Below are 19,311 nucleotides of genomic sequence, written 5' to 3' on the forward strand. Positions count from 1 at the left end.
ATGACATGAAATTTTTGTCATGTAGACCGCTCTCGTCCCGATGAGAGAGGTGTCCGGCACCGGCTGTTGCGACCGGTTTTCGCAAGTACGCGAGGGAAAAATCCTCAGGCGACGAGGTCTGGGACCGGCCCGATATAGCGCGACTGCGGCCGGATCAGCCGTCCGCTCGTCTGCTGCTCGCGCGCATGGGCAATCCAGCCGGCGACGCGCCCGGCAGCAAAGACGTTGGTGAACGCCTCTTTCGGAAAGCCCGCCGCTTCCAGCAGGAGCGCTGTGAAGAACTCGACATTGGTCTGGAGCGAGCGCGACGGCTTGGCGATGCGGAGCACTTCGAGCGCCGCCTGCTCCACGCTTTCGGCAAAGGCCAGCCGGTGGCCGGCTTCGCCCTTGGCGCCGAGCTGCCGCACCACCGCTTTCAGCACGTCGGCACGCGGATCGCGCACGCGATAGATGCGATGCCCGAAGCCCATGATGCGGCGGCCGCGCGCGATCTCGTCGCGCAGCCAGCGGGCGGCGTCGCCATTCGCCTCGATCGCATCCAGCATCTCGATCACCGGACCTGGCGCGCCGCCATGCAGCGGCCCCTTGAGCGCTCCGAGCCCGGCCAGCACCGCCGAAGTAAGCCCGGCCTGCGTCGAGGCGACCACGCGCGTGGCGAAAGTCGATGCGTTGAGGCCGTGGTCGCTAACCGTCACGAGATAGGCATCGAGCGCCTTCGCCAATTTAGGCGAGGCCGCAATGCCGGTCAGCATCCGCAGCATGTCGGCGGCATGATCGGCCTTGCTATCGGGCGCAATCGGGCTGTCGCCGCGCTGCAGGCGCAGCAAGGCCGGCGTCAGCACGGCAGGTGCCGCAACCAGCCGCAGCGCGTCCGGCAATTTGTCGCCGTCCGGCAGCAGGGCAATGCCGGCGCGCATTGCGCTGTAGATATCGAGGGATGCGAGAAACGGCAGCAAGGGTTTGATCTGCTCGAACACTTCGCTGCGCGCCCGACCGATCGCGTTCGCCAGCTCCTTGTCGCCGGGAAGATCGTCGAAAAAGCCGTCGAACAGCAGATGAACCACCTCGGCGTATTTCCAGCGGCCTGCCAGTTCGGGCAACGAATGGCCCCGGATGGTCAGGCGGCCACCAAGACCGTCAACATCGGAGAGCACCGTTTCCGCCGCCACCACATCATCGAGCCCATTCGCCATTGGTTTTCTCCTTGACCCTTTCCGGGTGGAAGATAAGGGTTGGTGACTGGACCATCAATCTTGATCAACTGAATCAATATGCCAAGGCTGACATGACGGAGTGGCTGACGCGGGACGAAGCCCTGGAGCGTCTCAAGGTGCGCGCCCAGACCCTTTATGCCTATGTCAGCCGCGGACGCATCGGCGTGCGGCCGGACCGGGCGGATCCACGCCGCAGCCAGTATCGCGCCGACGACATCGCGGCGCTGGCGAGCCGCCGGGCTCGTGGCCGAAATCCCCAGGCAATCGCCGAAAGTGCAATTGCCTGGGGTGAGCCGGCGATCGCCACCACGATCTCGACCGTTTTGCATGGCCGCCTTGTCTATCGCGGCCAGGATGCGGTTGCTCTCTGCGAGGCTGCCACGCTGGAGCAGACGGCAAACCTGCTTTGGGCATCTGACGCAGCAGTGTCGTTCGTCTCGGCGAGCCGCCATGGCAACAGCGCAACTGGCCGGCCGGCTGCCTTCGCGGAATTGGCCGCGTTGGCGGCCAACGGCCGGCCTTCGCTCGGCCGAAGATCGGCTTCGCTCAACCACGATGCGGCCGGCGCCATCGCCGCTTTGGCGCAGGCGCTCGGCGCGATTCCCGGAACTGGTGCCGCGCACGAAAGGTTGGCGCGGGGATGGTCGCTCGATGCGGCCGGCGCAGACTTGATCCGCCGCTCACTGGTGCTGTTGGCCGATCACGAATTGAACGCATCGACCTTCGCCGCACGGGTCGCCGCGTCCACCGGCGCACCTGTTTCGGCCTGCCTGCTTGCCGGCCTCGCCACGCTCTCCGGGCCGCGTCATGGCGGCGCCGCGGAGGCGGTCATGATGCTGGCGGAAGATGCGCAGAGATTGGGGCCGGATGCGGCTGTCGGACGCTGGCTCGGTCACGACAGGCCGCTGCCCGGATTTGGCCATCCGCTTTATCCCGACGGCGATCCGCGTGCGGAACCGTTGCTGGCCGCGATAGATGTCGATGATGGGCTGTTACGGCTTTGCGATGCGGCCTTTGCGGCAACGGGCATGCGCCCGAACGTCGATTTCGCTTTGGCCGCGCTGACGCGCAGCCTCCGTTTGCCGTCCGATGCGCCGTTCCGCCTGTTCGCGCTCGGCCGCAGCGTCGGCTGGGCCGCGCATGCCGTGGAGCAGGTGACAAGCAACGGCCTGATCCGGCCACGCGCCCGCTACCAGGGGCCGCTGCCGGAGCAGCTCTAGCCGCGCTGTTTGCGAAGTCTCAGCGGCACCTGAGCGAAGGTTCGACGCGGCGCCTCGCCCCGGCAATCACGACATGGTGTCGAGCTTGCGCTGCATCGCGGCGATCTGCTCCTTCAGCTCCTGAAGGTCGTCGGGTTTTTCCGGCGTTTCCTTCCTGGCCGGTTCGGCCGGCGCTGCTGCCGGCGCCGAGCCCGCGGGCGGGAACGGCGTGAACAGCCGCATGGCGTTCTGGAACATTTCCATGTTGCGCCGCGTCTGCTCCTCAAGCACCTTGATCGGCGTGGCAATCTTCATCATGTCCATCGGCGACTTGCCGAGCGCATCTTTCATCTGCTCGCGAAAGCGTTCCTGCTCCTTCGAGAAGGCCAGCATCGACTGTTCGAGAAAGCTCGGCACGATCATCTGCATCTGGTCGCCGTAATAGGCGATGAGCTGACGCAGGAACGGGATCGGCAGCATGTTCTGCCCGTCCTTGTTCTCCAGCTCGAAGATGATCTGGGTCAGTACCGGATGCGTGATGTCGTCACCGGTCTTGGCGTCCTGGACAGTAAAGTCCTCGCCTCTTTTGATCATTTCAGCGAGATCCTCGAGCGTCACATAGGTGCTGGTGCCCGTATTGTAGAGACGGCGATTGGCATATTTCTTGATAACAATAGGTTCGTCTTTTGCGGCCATCTGCATCCTCCCCGGACACCGGGCAGCTTAAGTAAGCCGCCGGTAACGATTGCGCCTTTTTAAAGGATATGCGCAAAAGCGTCATGAATCCAAGCAGTTTGTGCAGTGCGGGAACATTTTATGCTGCGCAGCACGGACGGGCCGCCGTTGCAGCGACGGGCGGCATGCTTGCGGCAGTGGGACGCCATGCCCATTTCGGGTTTGACTCGGGTTGTGGAAAGGGCAAGAAAAGTCCCCGACGGCACCCGAAATCGTTCCCCGAAAGCCTGGAGAAGAACATGTCCGCTTCCAACGCCATCGTTGTCGCCAGTGCAGCGCGCACGCCCGTCGGCTCCTTCAACGGCGCCTTCGCCAACACCCCAGCCCATGAATTGGGTGCCGTCGCCGTCAGGGAAGCGCTGGTCCGTGCCGGCGTCGACGGCAAGGAGGTGGACGAGGTCATCCTCGGCCAGATCCTGACCGCGGCTCAAGGGCAGAACCCGGCGCGGCAGGCGGCAATGGCTGCCGGCGTACCGCAGGAGGCGACCTCCTGGGGCCTGAACCAGCTCTGCGGCTCGGGCTTGCGCGCCATCGCGCTCGGCATGCAGCAGATCGCCCAGGGCGATGCAAAAATCATCGTTGCCGGCGGCCAGGAATCGATGTCGATGGCTCCGCATGCGCAACATCTGCGCGATGGCGTCAAGATGGGCGACTTCAAGCTGATCGACACCATGATAAAGGACGGCCTGACCGATGCCTTCTACGGCTATCATATGGGCAACACCGCGGAGAACGTCGCCCGCCAGTTCCAGATCACCCGCGACGACCAGGACCAGTTCGCACTGGCTTCCCAGAACAAGGCCGAGGCCGCGCAGAAAGCCGGGAAATTCAAGGACGAGATCGTTGCCTTTACAGTCAAGGGCAGGAAGGGCGACACCGTAGTCGACCAGGATGAATACATCCGCCACGGCGCGACAATCGATGCCATGACCAAGCTCAAGCCCGCCTTCGACAAGGAAGGCACGGTGACTGCTGCCAATGCTTCCGGCATCAACGACGGCGCCGCCGCCGTGGTGCTGATGACCGAAGCGGAAGCCGCAAGGCGCGGCATCACACCGCTGGTGCGTATCGTTTCCTGGGCGACCGCCGGTGTCGACCCGCAGATCATGGGGACGGGACCGATCCCCTCCTCGCGCAAGGCGCTGGCCAAGGCCGGCTGGTCGGTTGGCGACCTCGATCTGGTCGAAGCCAACGAGGCCTTTGCCGCGCAGGCCTGCGCCGTCAACAAGGACATGGGCTGGGATCCGGCCATCGTCAACGTCAATGGCGGCGCCATCGCCATCGGCCATCCGGTCGGCGCCTCGGGCGCCCGCATCTTCAACACGCTGGTCTACGAGATGCGCCGCAGAAGTGCCAAGAAAGGCCTTGCCACGCTGTGCATCGGCGGCGGCATGGGTGTTGCCATGTGCGTGGAAGCATTGTGATGAGATAAGCGATACGAATAGGATGCTGGCGCAAAGCGAGTAGGGAATAGAGGGCAAACCCCACCGCTTCAACGCTCAGTCATCTGCATTTCCCGGGAGGACATATGACAAAGGTTGCAATCGTCACAGGCGGGTCGCGCGGCATCGGCGCGGCGATTTCGGTCGCCTTGAAAAGCGCCGGCTATTCGGTCGCCGCAAACTACGCCGGCAATGAAGAAGCGGCGGCAAAGTTCAAGGCCGCGACCGGCATCCCGGTCTACAAATGGTCCGTCGCCGACTACGAGGCCTGCGCCGCCGGCATCAAACAGATCGAAGCCGATCTTGGTCCCGTCTCGGTGCTGGTCAACAATGCCGGCATCACTCGCGACGCGATGTTCCACAAGATGACGCGCGAGCAATGGAAAGAGGTCCTCGACACCAACCTTTCCGGCGTCTTCAACATGACGCATCCGTTGTGGGGCGGCATGCGCGACCGCAAGTTCGGTCGCATCATCACCATCTCCTCGATCAACGGCCAGAAAGGCCAGGCCGGCCAGGTCAATTATTCGGCCTCGAAGGCCGGCGATATCGGCTTCACCAAAGCACTGGCCCAGGAAGGCGCGCGCGCCGGCATCACCGTCAACGTCATTTGCCCCGGCTACATCGCCACCGAGATGGTCAAGGCAATGGACGAGAAGGTCCTCAACGAGCGGGTCATCCCGCACATCCCGGTCGGCCGTCTCGGCGAGCCGGAGGAAATCGCGCGCTGCGTCGTCTTCCTCGCTTCCGACGATGCCGGTTTCATCACCGGCTCGACCATATCAGCCAATGGCGGCCAGTACGTCGCCTGATCGTTTGTCTTTACGTTGAGACAGATCCGCGCTTGGACGAACGGGCCTGCAAAACGGCCCGTTTCTATAGCGGTCTTCCCGTTGCAAGATCTCGATGCAGCACGCTGCCCCAATCCGGCACGCAAAGGTTAACGGCAAACTCGCAGCTTGTGCAAAAGCCGCCCGGCAGCCTGTGGATTCTCGGTGGAAAAGCTGTTCACAACACAACATGTTGCGGTGAACAAACCAAGAAACTTCGGCTATCTCTGATTCGTCGCCGATTCGTTCCGGCTTTGAGCGGAACGTTAACGGCGAGAGCTGAAAACACCCTCGAAATGATTAAAGCGCGTTAGGAAACATCAATAATTTCATAACGTTGTGCGAAGCAGATTGGCCGGCCACGACCATTCACCGGCAAAGGTTAACCGCAGTGCTCGCTTGGATGCCGCTTGCATAAATCGGGCCAGTTTCCGTGATTCAGCATGTGGTGAGATACGCCGACAGAAAACCCAGATGTAGCCGTGAACAAACCCTGAATCAGCGCGAGTCAGTGATTCGTCGCTGATTCGTTCCAGACTCGTTCCAACTGTTAATCGGGAACAGATTTTCTGGCTTCGAACCAACCAATCGGCCTGCCCTCGGCATATTCCGCTTTCGCTTCGCGCCCGAAATCCCTATGTGTCGCCTGTCATACGCGGCCAATATGGGCGCGCTCCCGACAATGCGAGGCAGAGAGCCTTATTTCCAGGCCGATGAACATCCATCCGAAACACACTGAACCGCTGATCCTGTCGGGTCGAGACGTGACGGCCGTGCTCGGCCCGACCAACACCGGCAAGACCCATCTCGCCATCGAACGCATGGTGGCGCATGAAAGCGGCGTCATCGGCCTGCCGCTCAGGCTGCTTGCCCGCGAAGTCTATACGCGCGTCTGCGAGAAGGTCGGCGCCCATAAGGTGGCGCTCATCACCGGCGAGGAAAAGATCCAGCCGGCGGGCGCGAAATACTCGGTCTGCACCGTGGAAGCGATGCCGCGCGAGACCGACGCCGCCTTCGTTGCCATCGACGAGGTCCAGCTCGCCGGCGATCTCGAACGCGGACACATCTTCACCGATCGCATCCTGCATCTGCGCGGCCGGCAGGAGACGCTGCTGCTGGGCGCGGCCACCATGCACGGCATCCTGCAGCGCCTGCTGCGGGGCGTGTCGGTGGTGACCCGGCCACGCCTATCGCATCTTGCCTATGCCGGCTCGAAGAAGCTGACCCGCCTGCCGCGGCGCACCGCGATCGTCGCCTTCTCGGCCGACGAGGTCTATGCCATCGCCGAGCTGATCCGCCGCCAGCAGGGCGGTGCCGCCGTCGTGCTCGGCGCGCTCAGCCCGCGCACCCGCAACGCCCAGGTGGCGCTGTTCCAGTCGGGCGACGTCGACTACCTCGTCGCCACCGACGCCATCGGCATGGGCCTCAACCTCGACCTCGACCACGTCGCCTTCGCCCAGAACCGCAAATTCGACGGCTACCAGTACCGCAACCTGACGGCGGCCGAGCTCGGCCAGATTGCCGGCCGCGCTGGCCGGCATCTGCGCGACGGCACCTTCGGCGTCACCGGCCAGGTCGATCCGCTGGATGATGAACTGGTCAACAAAATCGAGGCGCATGATTTCGACCCGGTGAAAGTGCTGCAGTGGCGCACCGCGCATTTCGATTTCGCCAACCTCGATGCGCTGAAGCGGTCGATTGAGACCAACGCCCCGGTCGAAGGCCTGACGCGCGCGCTGCCGGCAGTAGACGCACAGGCGCTCGAGCATCTGTCGCGCGACGAGGACGTCCGGGCACTCACCACCGATGCCAGGCGCGTGGCGCTGCTGTGGGAAGCCTGCGCGCTGCCCGACTACAGGAAGATCGCGCCGGCCCAGCACGCCGACTTGATTGCCTCCATTTACATGGACCTTGCCAGGCATGGCCATGTCGACGAGAACTACATGGCCGAGCAGGTGCGCCGTGCCGACACCACCGAAGGCGACATCGACACGTTATCGCACAGGATTGCCCAGATCCGCACATGGACCTTCGTTTCCAACAGGCCCGGCTGGCTGGCCGATCGGGCACACTGGCAGGAAAAGACGCGCGAAATCGAAGACAGATTGTCCGATGCGCTGCATGAGCGGTTGACGAAACGTTTTGTAGACCGCAGGACTTCCGTCCTCATGCGGCGCCTTAGAGAAAACACGATGCCTGAAGCCGAAATCAGCCCAACCGGAACCGTCCTCGTCGAAGGCCATCACGTCGGCGAGTTGCAAGGTTTCCGCTTCACCGCCGACCAGAGCGCCGGCGGCGAAGACGCCAAGGCGGTGCGGGCGGCGGCGCAGAAGGCGCTTGCCGCCGAGTTCGAGGCGCGGGCCGAGCGCTTCGGCGCCTCGGCCAATGGCGACATCGCGCTGGGTTCGGATGGCACGCTGCGCTGGATCGGCGCGCCGATCGGCACGCTGGTCGCCGGCGAAGACGCTTTGAAGCCGCGTCTGGTTCTGCTGGCCGACGAGCAACTCACCGGCCCGGCCCGCGACAAGGTTGCGGCGCGCGCCGAGCGCTTCGTCAATTTCCAGATCGAATCCCTGCTGAAGCCGCTGGTCGATCTCAAGAATGCCGAGCAGATCACCGGCATCGGCCGCGGCATCGCTTTCCAGCTTGTCGAGCATTTCGGCCTCATCAACCGTCGCGACATCGCCGACGAGATGAAGTCGCTCGACCAGGAAGGCCGCGCGGCGCTTCGCCGTCTCGGAGTGCGCTTCGGCGCCTACCATGTCTTCGTGCCGGCGCTGATCAAACCGGCGCCGGCCGGGCTGATAACGCTGCTGTGGGCGCTGAGAAACGACGGCAAGGACAAGCCCGGTTTCGGCGATGTCGTTCACGCACTGGCCTCCGGCCGCACCTCGGTGGTCATCGATCCGACCTTCGACAAGACCTTCTACAAGCTTGCCGGCTACCGCAATCTTGGCCGGCGTGCTGTACGCGTCGATATTCTCGAACGGCTGGCCGACCTGATCCGGCCGGCGACCAACTGGAAGCCGGGCCTCGGTCCTCGCCCCGACGGCGCCTATGACGGCCAGTCCTTCATGGTGACGCCGCCGATGATGTCGATTCTCGGCGCCACCGCCGACGACATGGAAGAAATCCTGAAGGGACTCGGCTATCGCGCCGATGCCAAACCGGCGGCCGAGGTCAAGGCGCGGCTCGAAGCACAGGATAATGCCGCGCGTGACGCGGCCGCTGCAAAGCAGGCGGCGGAAGAGGCTGCGCGAGTCGAGCAGGCGAGGATGGCGGAAGCATCTGCCGCGGCAGAGCCGCCGGCGGAGGCTTCGGAACCTGTGTCGGATGCGGCTCCTGTTGCGGAGGCGGCGGCCGAAGCTGTGACCGAAGCGACGGCAGAGCCTGTCGCGGAAGCTCCAGCCCCTGAAGCTGCGGCAGAAGTCACGCAAGAGACCCGGCCCGCCGCGGAGGCGACTGCTGAAGCGCCTGCGGAACCGGCGGCCGAGCCAACGGCGGAACCTGGGGCGGAAACTGAGGCTGCGGCACCGGCAGAACCGCCGGTTTCCGACACTACGGAAGCATCGCCGGCCGAACCTGCAGCGACGGCAGGAGCCGTCGCCGGCGAAGCTGCTCCAGAAGCCGAGGAGCCAAAACCCATCCTGTTATGGCGGCAGGGTCGTTTCGACCAGCGCCCGCGTCATCGCCAGCATGACAACCGCCCCCGGGACAATCATCGGGACAATCGCGCGCGCAATGGTCAAGCTGCGCCGGACAGCCGCAGCGATGCGCCGGTAGATGCCGGCGGGCAACCGACGCCGGGCGACCGGCCCGCCCGTCAGGGGCGCCACGACCAGCGCGACGGCGCCGGCAAGCCGCGCTTCGATCGCAGCAAGTTCAAGCCCAGGCCGCAAGGCGACGCGGCAGATCAGCGCGCCGGCAAGCCGCAAGGTGAACGCCCGGACTGGCGCGAAAACCGGCCCGACTGGAAGGCTGGCCGGCAGGACGGCAAAGGCGGCGCCCAAGGCGCAAAGCCGGCGTTCCAGCCAAAGCCGCGTGAGGAACGCCCGGTCCGCTTCGATCCGGACTCGCCCTTCGCCAAGCTCGCCGCGTTGCGCGACCAGCTGAAGAAGTAAGCTGCTCGTCCAATGGTCACTGATGCCCGCCAGCGCATCGACAAGTGGCTGTTCTTCTCGCGCGCGGTAAAATCGCGCACGCTGGCAGCCAAGCTGGTCGTCGCCGGACGCGTCCGCATCAATCGCGACAAAGCAGCGCAGGCCTCCGATACGGTCCGGCCGGGCGACGTTTTGACCATCACGCTGGAGCGGCGGATCTTCGTCTGGAAAGTCCTTGGCACCGGCGTACGGCGTGGCCCGGCCGAAGAGGCCCGCCTGCTCTACGAGGACATGTCGCCGCCCCCCCGCGCCCAAGGGCGAGGCGCTTCCGGATGCGGTGCCGCCGTTGCGCGAGGCCGGCAGCGGTCGCCCGACGAAGAAGGAACGCCGCCAGACCGACCACCTGCTCGGCGACGATTGAGCAAGGTCGAACGCCCGCTTTGCCGGCCTTCCGGAATTCCATTCCGGAAACCGCGGCACCGCTGGCAGGGGCCGCCCTTGCCACCGGCGGACAAAGGCGTTACCTCACCAAAAAAGCCCAACAAAATGGGACGTCCCGGAGCCGACCAATGACCTACGTCGTGACCGACAATTGCATAAAATGCAAATACATGGACTGCATCGAGGTCTGTCCGGTCGACTGCTTCTACGAAGGTGAGAACATGCTCGTCATCCACCCGGACGAGTGCATCGATTGCGGTGTCTGCGAACCGGAATGCCCGGCCGACGCGATCAAGCCCGACACCGAGTCGGGCCTCGACAAATGGCTGCAGATCAACACCGAATATGCCGACAAATGGCCCAACATCACCGCCAAGAAGGAGCCGCCGGCCGACGCTAAGAATTTCGATGGCGAAACTGGCAAGTTCGAGAAATATTTCTCCCCCGAGCCCGGCGAAGGCGACTGACGAGCCTGCCGGCTGCGGCGGCCTGACGCCGCGTAACAGCCGTGATACATTAACCGCCTTGACAGGCGGCGACGGCGCGTGGCCTTCGCGCGTGCAGCAAAACCTTGATTCTTCCGACTTTTTGTGTTATATCAACCAAACATGCCGGTGACACAACGTCGATTTATGGCGCAAACGCCCCAAATCACTGAAAGGTGAATTTCTCAATCCGGACCAGAGCGATCTGGGGCAGGCGGTCGCAATGTTGCGATTTGCCGGTCCTGGCCTTTCCGGTGAGTTCATCGTTGTGTGGCTGAGGACCGGTCACCCCGGTCGCACGAGTTCGGGCCGGCACGATGCCGGTACCACAACAAGGAGTTCAGGGCGTAATGGCAACGATCACCCCGCAGAAGAAGTCCACCGCAGCGCGCCACGGTTTCAAGACCGGCGAGTACATCGTTTATCCGGCGCATGGTGTCGGCCAGATCGTCTCGATCGACGAGCAGGAAGTCGCGGGCCACAAGCTGGAGCTGTTCGTCATCGACTTCCAGAAGGACAAGATGCGCCTCAAGGTGCCGGTCGCCAAGGCGACCTCGATCGGCATGCGCAAGCTGTCGGAAGAGGATTATGTCGAGCGCGCGCTGAAGGTCGTGCAGGGCCGCGCCCGCGTCAAGCGCACCATGTGGTCACGCCGTGCCCAGGAATATGATGCCAAGATCAACTCCGGCGATCTGATCTCGATCTCGGAAGTGGTGCGCGACCTTTACCGCGCCGATAACCAGCCGGAGCAGTCCTATTCCGAGCGCCAGCTCTACGAGGCGGCCCTCGACCGCATGGCCCGCGAGATCGCGGCCGTCAACCGCATGTCGGAGACCGAAGCGGTCCGCCTCATCGAGGTGAACCTCAACAAGGGCCCGAAGCGCGGCGCCAAGGCCGACAACGAGGAAGCCGAGCAGGAAGAAGCTGCCTGAGCCTTTTCGCCCAGGAAACATGGAAAACCCGGCCTCGCGCCGGGTTTTTTTGTCTTAGCTGACCGGCGACGGGCATATCTAACCTTCGCCGCCCTCCCTTTCCGCCTCGTGCTTCAGCGTGGCGATGAACCGCTTGGTCCGCTGGCGTTCCGGGTTGCTGAACAGCACCGCGGCCGGGCCTTGTTCGACGATGTTGCCGGCATCGAGGAACACCACTTCCCGCGCGATCTTGGAGGCGAGCCGCAGGTCATGCGTCGCCATCACCATGGTCGTGCCCTCGCTGGCGAGCTTGCCGAGCACGTCAACCACCTCCTGCGCCAGTTCCGGATCGAGTGCCGAGGTCGGCTCGTCGCAGAGCAGGACCTTCGGCGAAGGCGCCAGCGCCCGGGCAATCGCCACGCGCTGCTGCTGGCCGCCCGACAGGGTCGCCGGCCAGGCATCGGCCTTGTGCGCCATGCCGACTTTTTCGAGCAGGGCCAGCGCCCGTCCGCGCGCCCTCTCCTTGGGCCATTTCAGCACCGTCACCAGCCCCTCCATGATGTTCTCGATCGCAGTGCGATGCGGAAACAGCTGGAAATTCTGGAACACCATGCCGGTCTGCAGCCGCAGCCGCTGGATATCCCTGGTCGAGACCCTGCCGCCGGGATGGAATTCGAGTGCATCGTCGCCGATCCGTACCGTGCCTGAAGTCGGCAGCTCGAGCAGGTTGATGCAGCGCAAAAGCGTGCTCTTCCCTCCGCCCGACGGCCCGACAAGCGCCGTAACGCTGCCTTCCTCGATCGTGACGGTGACGCCCTTCAGCACCAAATTGTCGCCGAAACGCTTTTCGATGTTGGTGAGGCCGATCATGCGCGCGCCTCCAGGAAGCCGCCATAACGGTTGAGCCGCGTTTCCAGCCGCGCCTGCAAGGCCGACAGCACGGAGCTCATGACCAGATAGAGGGCCGCTGCCTCGACATAGAGGATCAGCGGCTCATAGGTGGTGGCGACGATGCGCTGCGCTGCCTGGAACATCTCCGGCACAGTGATGGCGGCGGCGAGCGAAGTGTCCTTGACCAGCGAGATGAAGGTGTTGGACAGCGGCGGCACGGCGACGCGGCCCGCCTGTGGAAGAATGGTGCGCCGCATTGCCTGGGCCCAGGTCATGCCGATCGAATAGGCCGCTTCCCACTGGCCCTTGGGCACCGAACCGATGACGGCGCGGATGATTTCCGACGAATAAGCACCGATGTTCAAGGTGAAGCCGATCAGTGCTGCTGGAAAGGCGTCGAGCAGGATGCCGACCGATGGCAGGCCGTAGAAGATAAGGAACAGTTGCACGAGAAGCGGCGTGCCGCGGAATATCCAGACGTAGAAGCGGACCACGGCGACCAGCGGTTTGGGACCGAACAGCCGGACAAGCGCTACAACCAGGCCTAGGACAAGACCGAATGCAAACGACAGCAGCGTCAACGGCACGGTGAAGATCAGTGCAGCCCACAGCAGCGTAGGCAGGGATTCCAGCATCAATTGCAGCGAGTGCGGCACGAAGGCTCCTCCTTGCCAGATTGCCGTCGCTCATATCACGCGAAAGCGGCGGGCCGTCGAAAGACAGCTCGCCGCGATACGAACGACGCGGGCCGGCATTCGGCCCACACGAGAAAGCCGTTTTACTTCGAAACGTCCTGGCCGAAATAGGTGTCGGCGATTTTCTTGTAGGTGCCGTCGGCCTTGATGTCGGCCAGCGCCTTATTGATGGCGGCCACCAGTTCCGGATCGCCCTTGCGCACGATGACGCCGGAATAGTCGGCGTTTTCTTCCTGGGCGGCAATCTTCACATTGGCGTCGGGCTTGTGCTTCTTGAAGTCGAGGAAGGACAGGCTGTCGTTGATGGTGGCGTCGGCGCGGCCGGTAAGAAGCAGCTGGATCGACTGGTCGAAGCCGTCGGTGCCGACGAGTTCGGCGCCGTTGGTTTCAGCCAGCTTGCCGAAGTTCGAAGTCAACGACTGCGCCGCCTTCTTGCCCTTGAGATCGGCGAAACCCTTGATGTCGGTGTTGTCGCCGCGCACGATCAGCACTGCCTTGGAGGCGATGTAAGGATCGGAGAAATCATATTTAGCCTTGCGCGCCTCGGTGATGCCGACCTCGTTGATGACGGCATCGTAGCGGTTGGCGTCGAGACCGGCGATCAGCCCGTCCCATTTGCCTTCGAGGAACTGGGCCTTGACGCCGAGGCGCTCGGCGATGGCCCGCGCGATCTCGACGTCGAAGCCGACCAGCGCGCCGGAAGCATCATGATAGGTGAAGGGCGCATAGGTTCCTTCCGTGCCGACCTTGAAGACGCCGGCCTGCTTGATCTGGTCGAGATTGGCGCCGGCATGACTGGCGGCGACGGCCAGAACCTGCAGCGTTCCGGCGATAATGAGCGATTTGAGCCATTTCATTTTTCTGTGATCCCGTCCTTGGCCGATGTCCGGCGTCATTGCGAGTGCCGGAAAATGACAGATGCGCGATGCCAGAATAAGAAACTAAATTTCAAAAATCTCGCGCCCTTGAAATCCAATTCTCAACCAGCATCTCCCGGCGCCATCCGGCTGAGTCAAGGCCGGTGGCGAATCGCCTGGAACAGCACAATCGACATGACAGTCCGGGGGAACATTCCCCCGCATGGCACGTTCTTCGCTGTTGTAGGGCGCGGCGCCGCCATTTCAACCATCGGCGCCAACTCACGATTCGATTGCACCGCAACGCCTGGAGCAGGAGCGCGGCATGATGGAAGACAGTGCAGGACGGACCATGGTTCGCGCGGCGATGAAAGCCCCTTATCTGGAACGTGACGAAGAGCATCTCCTGGCGCTGCGCTGGAAGGAAAACAATGACCAGCACGCGCTGCACCGCATCACCGTCGCGCATATGCGGTTGGTCATTTCCATGGCGTCGCGGTTTCGCCACTACGGCCTTCCGCTGGGCGACCTGATCCAGGAAGGCCATGTCGGGCTGCTGGAGGCAGCGGCCCGTTTCGAGCCCGAGCGCGAGGTGCGGTTCTCGACCTACGCGACTTGGTGGATTCGCGCCTCGATGCAGGACTATATCCTGCGCAACTGGTCGATCGTGCGCGGCGGCACCAGCTCGGCGCAAAAGGCGCTATTCTTCAACCTGCGGCGCCTGCGCGCCCGCCTGGCAAACGGCGCCGAGCAGATGTCGAATGCCACGCTCTACCGCGAAGTGTCGGCGGCTCTCGGGGTATCGGAGGCCGATGTGGCGATGATGGATTCCCGCCTTTCGGCGCCGGACAGCTCGCTCAACACGCCGCTAGCCGACGATGCGGGCGCAACCGAGCGGATGGAGTTCCTGGTTTCGGATGACCCGCTGCCCGATGAGGTCGTCGGCGATACGATCGACGTCGAACGCCGCTCGGTGTGGCTGAAGACGGCACTCGGCGCTCTCAATGCGCGCGAGCTCAGGATTATCGAGGAACGCCGGCTGAGCGACGAGGGCGCGACGCTCGAAGCGCTCGGCGAGACCCTCGGCATCTCCAAGGAACGTGTCCGGCAGATCGAGGCGCGCGCCATGGAAAAGCTCAAGGCGGCGCTGGTAAAGCAGAATCCGGAATTTCTCGCAGCCTGAATCGCGTCGGCTGCTATTTGTCGGTGACGATCTTGACCTTGTCGCCGGCCGAAACCGCGGCACCCGGCGACAGCGCGTTGAGCACCCTGAACAAATCCAGCTTGCGGTCGACGCCGACCATCTGTGCGGCCAGGGAGCCCATTGTCTGGCCGGGCTGCACCGTGACGATGCGGATACGCAGCGGCTTCAACGCCGCCTTCTCGGCAGCACTCAGGATGCGGAACGAGCCGCTGACCGAGCGCGCCACCGTGCTCAGCGAGGTGCTGGCCGACGGTGCAGCAGTCAGCAAGCGGTAGACCTGGCCGCCGGCGCGGATCACCGCAATGTCGAATTGCCAGCCATCGGCGCCGGCATGCGCGGTTGCCGCTTCGTTGCCGTTGATCGTCTCCTGGCGCACGCTGCTGTCGTCGAGGCCGGCAACCCAACCGCTGCGGATGTAGTCGGTCAGCGAGCGGTTCTTGTCGATCGAAACGCCGTCGAAGCGGATCGCCATGTCGCCCGGGCCGGTCGCCGTCACCGCCGCCGCCGAATTGTCGATGACGAAACCGTTGGGCACCGAGAACGACACGCCGAGGCCAGGGTGCAGGAAGGTTTCGCCGCGCACATAGCCTTCCTCCGGCGTGTCGCCGTAAAGCAGCCCGTCTACGCCGGCAAGAAATGAATCGCGGTCGCGCGACCCGACACCGGGCGCGCCGAACTGGCGGGCGTGGCGCTGCGCGAGGTCTATACGCTGCGGCGTGTTGGGGTGCGTCGCCAGGAAGTCGAGGCTGGCGTCGGTAGCGCCGCTGATCGAGCGAAAATCGGTATAGGCCGACATCGACTGCAGAAAGCGGCCGGCGGCGTAGGGATCGAAACCGGCTTCGCCGATCGACTTGATGCCGATGGCGTCGGCCTCCAGCTCCTGATTGCGCGAGAACTGGGCCAGCCTCAGCTTGCCGCGGATCAGCGCCGCCTTGGCCGTCGGGTTGTCGCCGAGCACGTCCGAAACGACCTTGGTCGCCAACCCCTCTTCGGCTTCCAGCTGCTGGCGCTGCAGGCCGTGGTTGGCGGTAACGTGGCCCATCTCATGCGCGATGACGGCGGCAAGCTCGGCGGAATCGTTGGCCAGCGCCAGCAGCCCGCGGGTGATGTAGAGATAGCCGCCCGGCAGCGCGAAGGCATTGACGTTGGGCGAGTTGAGGATGGTGATGCGGTAGGTCTGGGTTGGGTTGGCCGACACCACGGTCAGTCTGCCGACGATCTTGGCCACCATGCGCTCGAGCTTGGGGTCGGAATACTCGCCGCCATAGGTGGCGAGGATGCGCGGGTGCTGGGCCTTCGCCAGTTGAGCGAGCTTGCCGTTGGCGGCGACATTATCGACCGTGATCGGCTTGTCGGAGGGCTGGAAGCCTGATTCCTGCACGTCGGGAGGCGTGAACATCTGGCAGCTTGCCAGCGCCACAGCGAGACCGGCCAGCGCCAGAAAGCGCGCCAGCGGTTTCACCCTCCGATTGTCGATGCCGGTCGGCAGATCGGCTTCCTTTCAAGTCCTGGCACGTGACCGCGAAAATCGGACGCGATTTCCGGAAAGCATCACGCGCAAAATCAAGTGCTACGGCGTCCTTCGTGCGTCCGACAGATACGAGGCAGCAAGGGCAAATCACAGTCTAGGCCGGACCAGCTCCTGGCGGACCTAGCCACACTACCTCGACCATGGCAAGCAAGCGCCGCTTCGCCTTCCGCCGGTTTGACCATAAATTATGTCCGCTTCCGGGCAACATCTCGTGATCCAACCGCAAACGGACCCGAGCCGATATAGCGTCGGAATGCCTCCGGTCCAGCCCCGACGAAAAAATCGGCCGCGGTGCCCGTCGCGGCAACCGTGCCACCATCCAGGAAAACCATGTTTTGGCCGATACGGCGCGCATCGTCCGGCTGGTGCGTGACGAATAGCACCGTCATGCGCTGCTCCGAATGGACGTCGGCCACCAGGTCGAGCATGTCGTCGCGCAGTGCCGGTCCGAGCGAAGCGAACGGCTCGTCGAGCAACAACACCGGCCGGTCGCGCACCAGGACCCGGGCGAGCGCGACGCGCTGCCGCTCGCCGCCGGAGAGTTCGCGCGGCAGCCGGCTTTCCTTGCCGGCAAGGCCGACGCGCTTCAGCGCTGCGGCGATTGCGGCGCGGTCAGCCTCGCTCAGCCTGAGCGAAGGCGAGCGGCCGAGCCCGACATTCTGCTCGACGGAAAGATGGGCAAACAGGTTGTTTTCCTGGAACACCATCGATACCGGCCGCGCTGATGGCGGCGCAGTGCTGACGTCGGCGCCGCCGATCAGCACGCGGCCTGACCGCGGCGTCTCGAAGCCGGCCACCAGATTGAGCAGCGTCGACTTTCCCGAACCGCTCGGCCCCATAATGGCGGTGATTTCCGACGCCGGGAAATCGACATCGAATATAAGCGGCGTTTCACCATAGCTGAACGAGACATTATCGAGTCGTACGGCCGCGCCTTTTTCCACCGAAATGGACCGTTCCGGGCTGGTCGGCATCATGATTTCTCGCCCCTTCCCAGCCAGTCCGCGGCCAACACCAGCGCCAGGCAGACAAGGCCGAGCAGCAGCGCCAGGCCGGCGGCATCCTCGGTGCGGTAACTGCCCATGCGCGCCAGCAGCAGATAGGGCAAGGTCTGCACGGAATCGCTGCCGAACAGCGCAATGACGCCGAGATCGCCGAGCGACAGCGCCATGGCGAAAGCGAAGCCGGTGGCGAGCGGCCGCCGCAGCGACGGCCAGTCGACCAGCCGCAACCGGTTCCAGCCCGAGATACCAAGCTGTGCGCAGAGCCGTTCGTGGCGTTCGCTCGCCGCGTCATAGGCAGGGCGGATGGCGCGGATGGCGAACGGCATCGCCATCACCGCATTGACCGCAACCACCATGACAGGGGCAATCGCAAAGACATCGCCGACGGTGCGCAAGAGCAGGAACCAGCCGGCGCCGATGACGATGGGCGGCACCACCAGCACGAACCCCGCACCGGTGTCGGCCAGATGTTCGAGCAGTGTCCGCCGGCCCTGCCGCCGGGTGAGCGCCAGCGCCCGGCGCGCCATGACCAGCGACAGCGACAACGCCACAGAGAGCAGCGCCGATAGGAGGGAGAGCACGGCACTGGTCGCCGTCGCTTGCCGCACCGCGCTCTCGCCGGCCAGGCGGCCGAGATCGGCGCCAAGCCCGGCTGCCAACGTGGCCGCCATCGGCCCGGCGACAAACAGCAGTGCGAGCCCGATCGCCAATGCGTTCAGCACGGTCTCGGCCGCACCGGCTGAAAAATACCGGCGCGGCGCCACCGGCAGATTGGCATCCCCGACCATATTGGCGCCGAGCCGCGTCAAGGCCAGCACGACGACGAAGGTCAGGGCAATCTGCAGCAGGGTCAGCGTCACCGCCCGCGCCGGGTCGAAGTCAAAACGCAGCGCCTGGTATATGGCAACCTCGAGCGTCGTCGCGCTGGGTCCGCCGCCGAGCGTAAGCACGATGGTGAAGGAGGTGATGCACAGCATGAAAACGAGCCCGGCAACGCCGGGCAAGACCGCACGCAGCGGTGGCCATTCGATCAGCCGGAAGGCCGGCGCAGCACCCATGCCAAGCTGGCTCGCCAGCCGCCATTGGTCGGCCGGCACGGTCTGCAACGCCTCCAGGAACAGCCGCGTCGCTAGCGGCAGGTTGAAGAAGACATGGGCGACGAGTATGCCCGACAGGCCATAGATGCCGGGCCAGCTCTGGCCGCCTAGCGCGCCCAGCGTGCCGGCAAAATAGCCGGCGCGGCCATAGAGCGCCAAGACACCGAGTGCGGCAACAATGGCCGGCAGCGCCAGCGGCACGGCGAAAAGCTGCAGGATGAAGCCTCGCCCGAAAAGCTGTGGATGCCGCGACAGTGCACGCGCGACAAACAGCGCCGGTGCGACGGAGAGCAGGGTCGACAGCAGAGCCTGCCAGAGCGTGAAACGGACGACGCGCAAGAGATAGGAATCGAAAGCGGCGGCGGCGCCGGACAGGTCGCGTGTGGCTTCGACGACGAGCCCGGCGAATGCACCGCCGATCAGCAGCGCGATGGCGGCGAGCGCGACGATGCCGGCAGTGACGCGGGGATCGGCCGGATGACGCGTACGCATGTCGCGCTACCCGACGCTACGACAGGTGTTGATCGAAGGAAACACCTGACAATGGCCGAGCCCACCCCCCTCTGGCCTGCCGGCCATCTCCCCCTCAAGGGCAGGGCTATCGCATATGAGTGATGGCATTGATGAGATAGTCGTCGTTCCAGGCGCATTTCTTGATGCGATGGCTGATGGGAA

The 19,311-nt window shown here is 64.2% G+C and carries 15 protein-coding genes and 1 pseudogene; 8 read left to right on the top strand and 8 right to left on the bottom strand.

From position 1 onward, the window contains the following. Positions 1 to 104: 104 nt before the first annotated feature. Entirely contained in the window at positions 105 to 1,193 is a 1,089-nt protein-coding gene (locus NKJ20_RS24855) for a citrate synthase/methylcitrate synthase (RefSeq protein WP_352747679.1), read from the bottom strand. 92 nt (positions 1,194 to 1,285) lie between these two features. Between NKJ20_RS24855 and NKJ20_RS24860 the strand changes: the two genes are divergently transcribed. Further along, the gene (locus tag NKJ20_RS24860) at positions 1,286 to 2,434 is read left to right on the top strand and encodes a citrate/2-methylcitrate synthase (RefSeq protein ID WP_352747700.1); all 1,149 of its coding nucleotides are present in this window, start codon (positions 1,286 to 1,288) and stop codon (positions 2,432 to 2,434) included. A gap of 66 nt (positions 2,435 to 2,500) precedes the next feature. Here NKJ20_RS24860 and phaR read toward each other — a convergent pair whose 3' ends face one another. Beyond that, positions 2,501 to 3,109: a polyhydroxyalkanoate synthesis repressor PhaR gene (gene phaR / locus NKJ20_RS24865; protein ID WP_352747681.1), complete on the bottom strand. Its 609-nt coding sequence runs from the start codon at positions 3,107 to 3,109 to the stop codon at positions 2,501 to 2,503. A 278-nt stretch (positions 3,110 to 3,387) separates the two neighbouring features. On the opposite strand from phaR, the gene NKJ20_RS24870 reads away from it, so the two are divergent. The 6 genes and pseudogenes from NKJ20_RS24870 (at position 3,388) to NKJ20_RS24895 (ending at position 11,378) form a co-directional block, all read left to right on the top strand. After that, positions 3,388 to 4,572, top strand: coding sequence for an acetyl-CoA C-acetyltransferase (locus tag NKJ20_RS24870; protein ID WP_352747684.1), 1,185 nt, complete (start codon positions 3,388 to 3,390; stop codon positions 4,570 to 4,572). A 104-nt stretch (positions 4,573 to 4,676) separates the two neighbouring features. Continuing rightward, on the top strand, positions 4,677 to 5,402 hold the full coding sequence (phbB, locus tag NKJ20_RS24875) for an acetoacetyl-CoA reductase (RefSeq protein WP_352747686.1): 726 nt from the start codon (positions 4,677 to 4,679) through the stop codon (positions 5,400 to 5,402). 731 nt (positions 5,403 to 6,133) lie between these two features. After that, positions 6,134 to 9,541 carry a helicase-related protein gene (locus tag NKJ20_RS24880; RefSeq protein WP_352747688.1) on the top strand — a complete coding sequence of 1,136 codons (3,408 nt, stop codon included), beginning with the start codon at positions 6,134 to 6,136 and terminating at the stop codon, positions 9,539 to 9,541. Between the two features lie 12 nt (positions 9,542 to 9,553). Beyond that, positions 9,554 to 9,941: pseudogene (locus tag NKJ20_RS24885) on the top strand (RNA-binding S4 domain-containing protein). 148 nt (positions 9,942 to 10,089) lie between these two features. Beyond that, positions 10,090 to 10,428, top strand: a complete 339-nt coding sequence (gene fdxA, locus NKJ20_RS24890) for a ferredoxin FdxA (protein ID WP_352452512.1) — start codon at positions 10,090 to 10,092, stop codon at positions 10,426 to 10,428. A gap of 368 nt (positions 10,429 to 10,796) precedes the next feature. After that, positions 10,797 to 11,378 carry a CarD family transcriptional regulator gene (locus tag NKJ20_RS24895; protein WP_006327799.1) on the top strand — a complete coding sequence of 194 codons (582 nt, stop codon included), beginning with the start codon at positions 10,797 to 10,799 and terminating at the stop codon, positions 11,376 to 11,378. Between the two features lie 78 nt (positions 11,379 to 11,456). Here the strand turns inward: NKJ20_RS24895 and NKJ20_RS24900 are convergent, their stop codons facing one another. The 3 genes from NKJ20_RS24900 to NKJ20_RS24910 all read right to left on the bottom strand — a co-directional run bounded on the left by NKJ20_RS24900 (position 11,457) and on the right by NKJ20_RS24910 (position 13,800). After that, the gene (locus tag NKJ20_RS24900; protein ID WP_352747691.1) at positions 11,457 to 12,227 is read right to left on the bottom strand and encodes an amino acid ABC transporter ATP-binding protein; all 771 of its coding nucleotides are present in this window, start codon (positions 12,225 to 12,227) and stop codon (positions 11,457 to 11,459) included. Beyond that, positions 12,224 to 12,904: an ABC transporter permease subunit gene (locus tag NKJ20_RS24905; RefSeq protein ID WP_352747694.1), complete on the bottom strand. Its 681-nt coding sequence runs from the start codon at positions 12,902 to 12,904 to the stop codon at positions 12,224 to 12,226. The genes NKJ20_RS24900 and NKJ20_RS24905 overlap by 4 nt, the downstream gene beginning before the upstream one ends. Positions 12,905 to 13,026: 122 nt before the next feature. Continuing rightward, positions 13,027 to 13,800, bottom strand: a complete 774-nt coding sequence (locus tag NKJ20_RS24910) for an amino acid ABC transporter substrate-binding protein (RefSeq protein WP_352452514.1) — start codon at positions 13,798 to 13,800, stop codon at positions 13,027 to 13,029. Positions 13,801 to 14,125: 325 nt separating this feature from the next. Here NKJ20_RS24910 and NKJ20_RS24915 point away from each other — a divergent pair, with 325 nt between their 5' ends. Beyond that, the gene (locus NKJ20_RS24915) at positions 14,126 to 14,983 is read left to right on the top strand and encodes an RNA polymerase factor sigma-32 (protein WP_023680558.1); all 858 of its coding nucleotides are present in this window, start codon (positions 14,126 to 14,128) and stop codon (positions 14,981 to 14,983) included. Between the two features lie 13 nt (positions 14,984 to 14,996). On the opposite strand, the gene NKJ20_RS24920 is transcribed toward NKJ20_RS24915, so the two are convergent. The 3 genes from NKJ20_RS24920 to thiP all read right to left on the bottom strand — a co-directional run bounded on the left by NKJ20_RS24920 (position 14,997) and on the right by thiP (position 19,128). Beyond that, a complete protein-coding gene (locus NKJ20_RS24920; RefSeq protein ID WP_023680559.1) occupies positions 14,997 to 16,466 on the bottom strand; it encodes a M48 family metalloprotease in 1,470 nt (489 codons plus the stop codon). A gap of 254 nt (positions 16,467 to 16,720) precedes the next feature. Further along, the gene (thiQ, locus tag NKJ20_RS24925) at positions 16,721 to 17,512 is read right to left on the bottom strand and encodes a thiamine ABC transporter ATP-binding protein (protein WP_352452516.1); all 792 of its coding nucleotides are present in this window, start codon (positions 17,510 to 17,512) and stop codon (positions 16,721 to 16,723) included. Beyond that, positions 17,509 to 19,128, bottom strand: a complete 1,620-nt coding sequence (gene thiP / locus NKJ20_RS24930) for a thiamine/thiamine pyrophosphate ABC transporter permease (RefSeq protein ID WP_352677922.1) — start codon at positions 19,126 to 19,128, stop codon at positions 17,509 to 17,511. The genes thiQ and thiP overlap by 4 nt, the downstream gene beginning before the upstream one ends. Between the last annotated feature and the right edge of the window lie 183 nt (positions 19,129 to 19,311).

It is taken from the genome of Mesorhizobium sp. M0185 (assembly GCF_040322175.1).
In the GTDB taxonomy this organism is placed as follows: domain Bacteria; phylum Pseudomonadota; class Alphaproteobacteria; order Rhizobiales; family Rhizobiaceae; genus Mesorhizobium.

Excerpts from the sequence above, each read along its gene's own strand:
- NKJ20_RS24855 (WP_352747679.1), bottom strand. The coding sequence starts at position 1,193 with ATGGCGAATGGGCTCGATGATGTGGTGGCGGCGGAAACGGTGCTCTCC.
- NKJ20_RS24860 (WP_352747700.1), top strand. The coding sequence starts at position 1,286 with ATGACGGAGTGGCTGACGCGGGACGAAGCCCTGGAGCGTCTCAAGGTG.
- phaR (WP_352747681.1), bottom strand. The coding sequence starts at position 3,109 with ATGGCCGCAAAAGACGAACCTATTGTTATCAAGAAATATGCCAATCGC.
- NKJ20_RS24870 (WP_352747684.1), top strand. The coding sequence starts at position 3,388 with ATGTCCGCTTCCAACGCCATCGTTGTCGCCAGTGCAGCGCGCACGCCC.
- phbB (WP_352747686.1), top strand. The coding sequence starts at position 4,677 with ATGACAAAGGTTGCAATCGTCACAGGCGGGTCGCGCGGCATCGGCGCG.
- NKJ20_RS24880 (WP_352747688.1), top strand. The coding sequence starts at position 6,134 with ATGAACATCCATCCGAAACACACTGAACCGCTGATCCTGTCGGGTCGA.
- fdxA (WP_352452512.1), top strand. The coding sequence starts at position 10,090 with ATGACCTACGTCGTGACCGACAATTGCATAAAATGCAAATACATGGAC.
- NKJ20_RS24895 (WP_006327799.1), top strand. The coding sequence starts at position 10,797 with ATGGCAACGATCACCCCGCAGAAGAAGTCCACCGCAGCGCGCCACGGT.
- NKJ20_RS24900 (WP_352747691.1), bottom strand. The coding sequence starts at position 12,227 with ATGATCGGCCTCACCAACATCGAAAAGCGTTTCGGCGACAATTTGGTG.
- NKJ20_RS24910 (WP_352452514.1), bottom strand. The coding sequence starts at position 13,800 with ATGAAATGGCTCAAATCGCTCATTATCGCCGGAACGCTGCAGGTTCTG.
- NKJ20_RS24915 (WP_023680558.1), top strand. The coding sequence starts at position 14,126 with ATGATGGAAGACAGTGCAGGACGGACCATGGTTCGCGCGGCGATGAAA.
- thiQ (WP_352452516.1), bottom strand. The coding sequence starts at position 17,512 with ATGATGCCGACCAGCCCGGAACGGTCCATTTCGGTGGAAAAAGGCGCG.
- thiP (WP_352677922.1), bottom strand. The coding sequence starts at position 19,128 with ATGCGTACGCGTCATCCGGCCGATCCCCGCGTCACTGCCGGCATCGTC.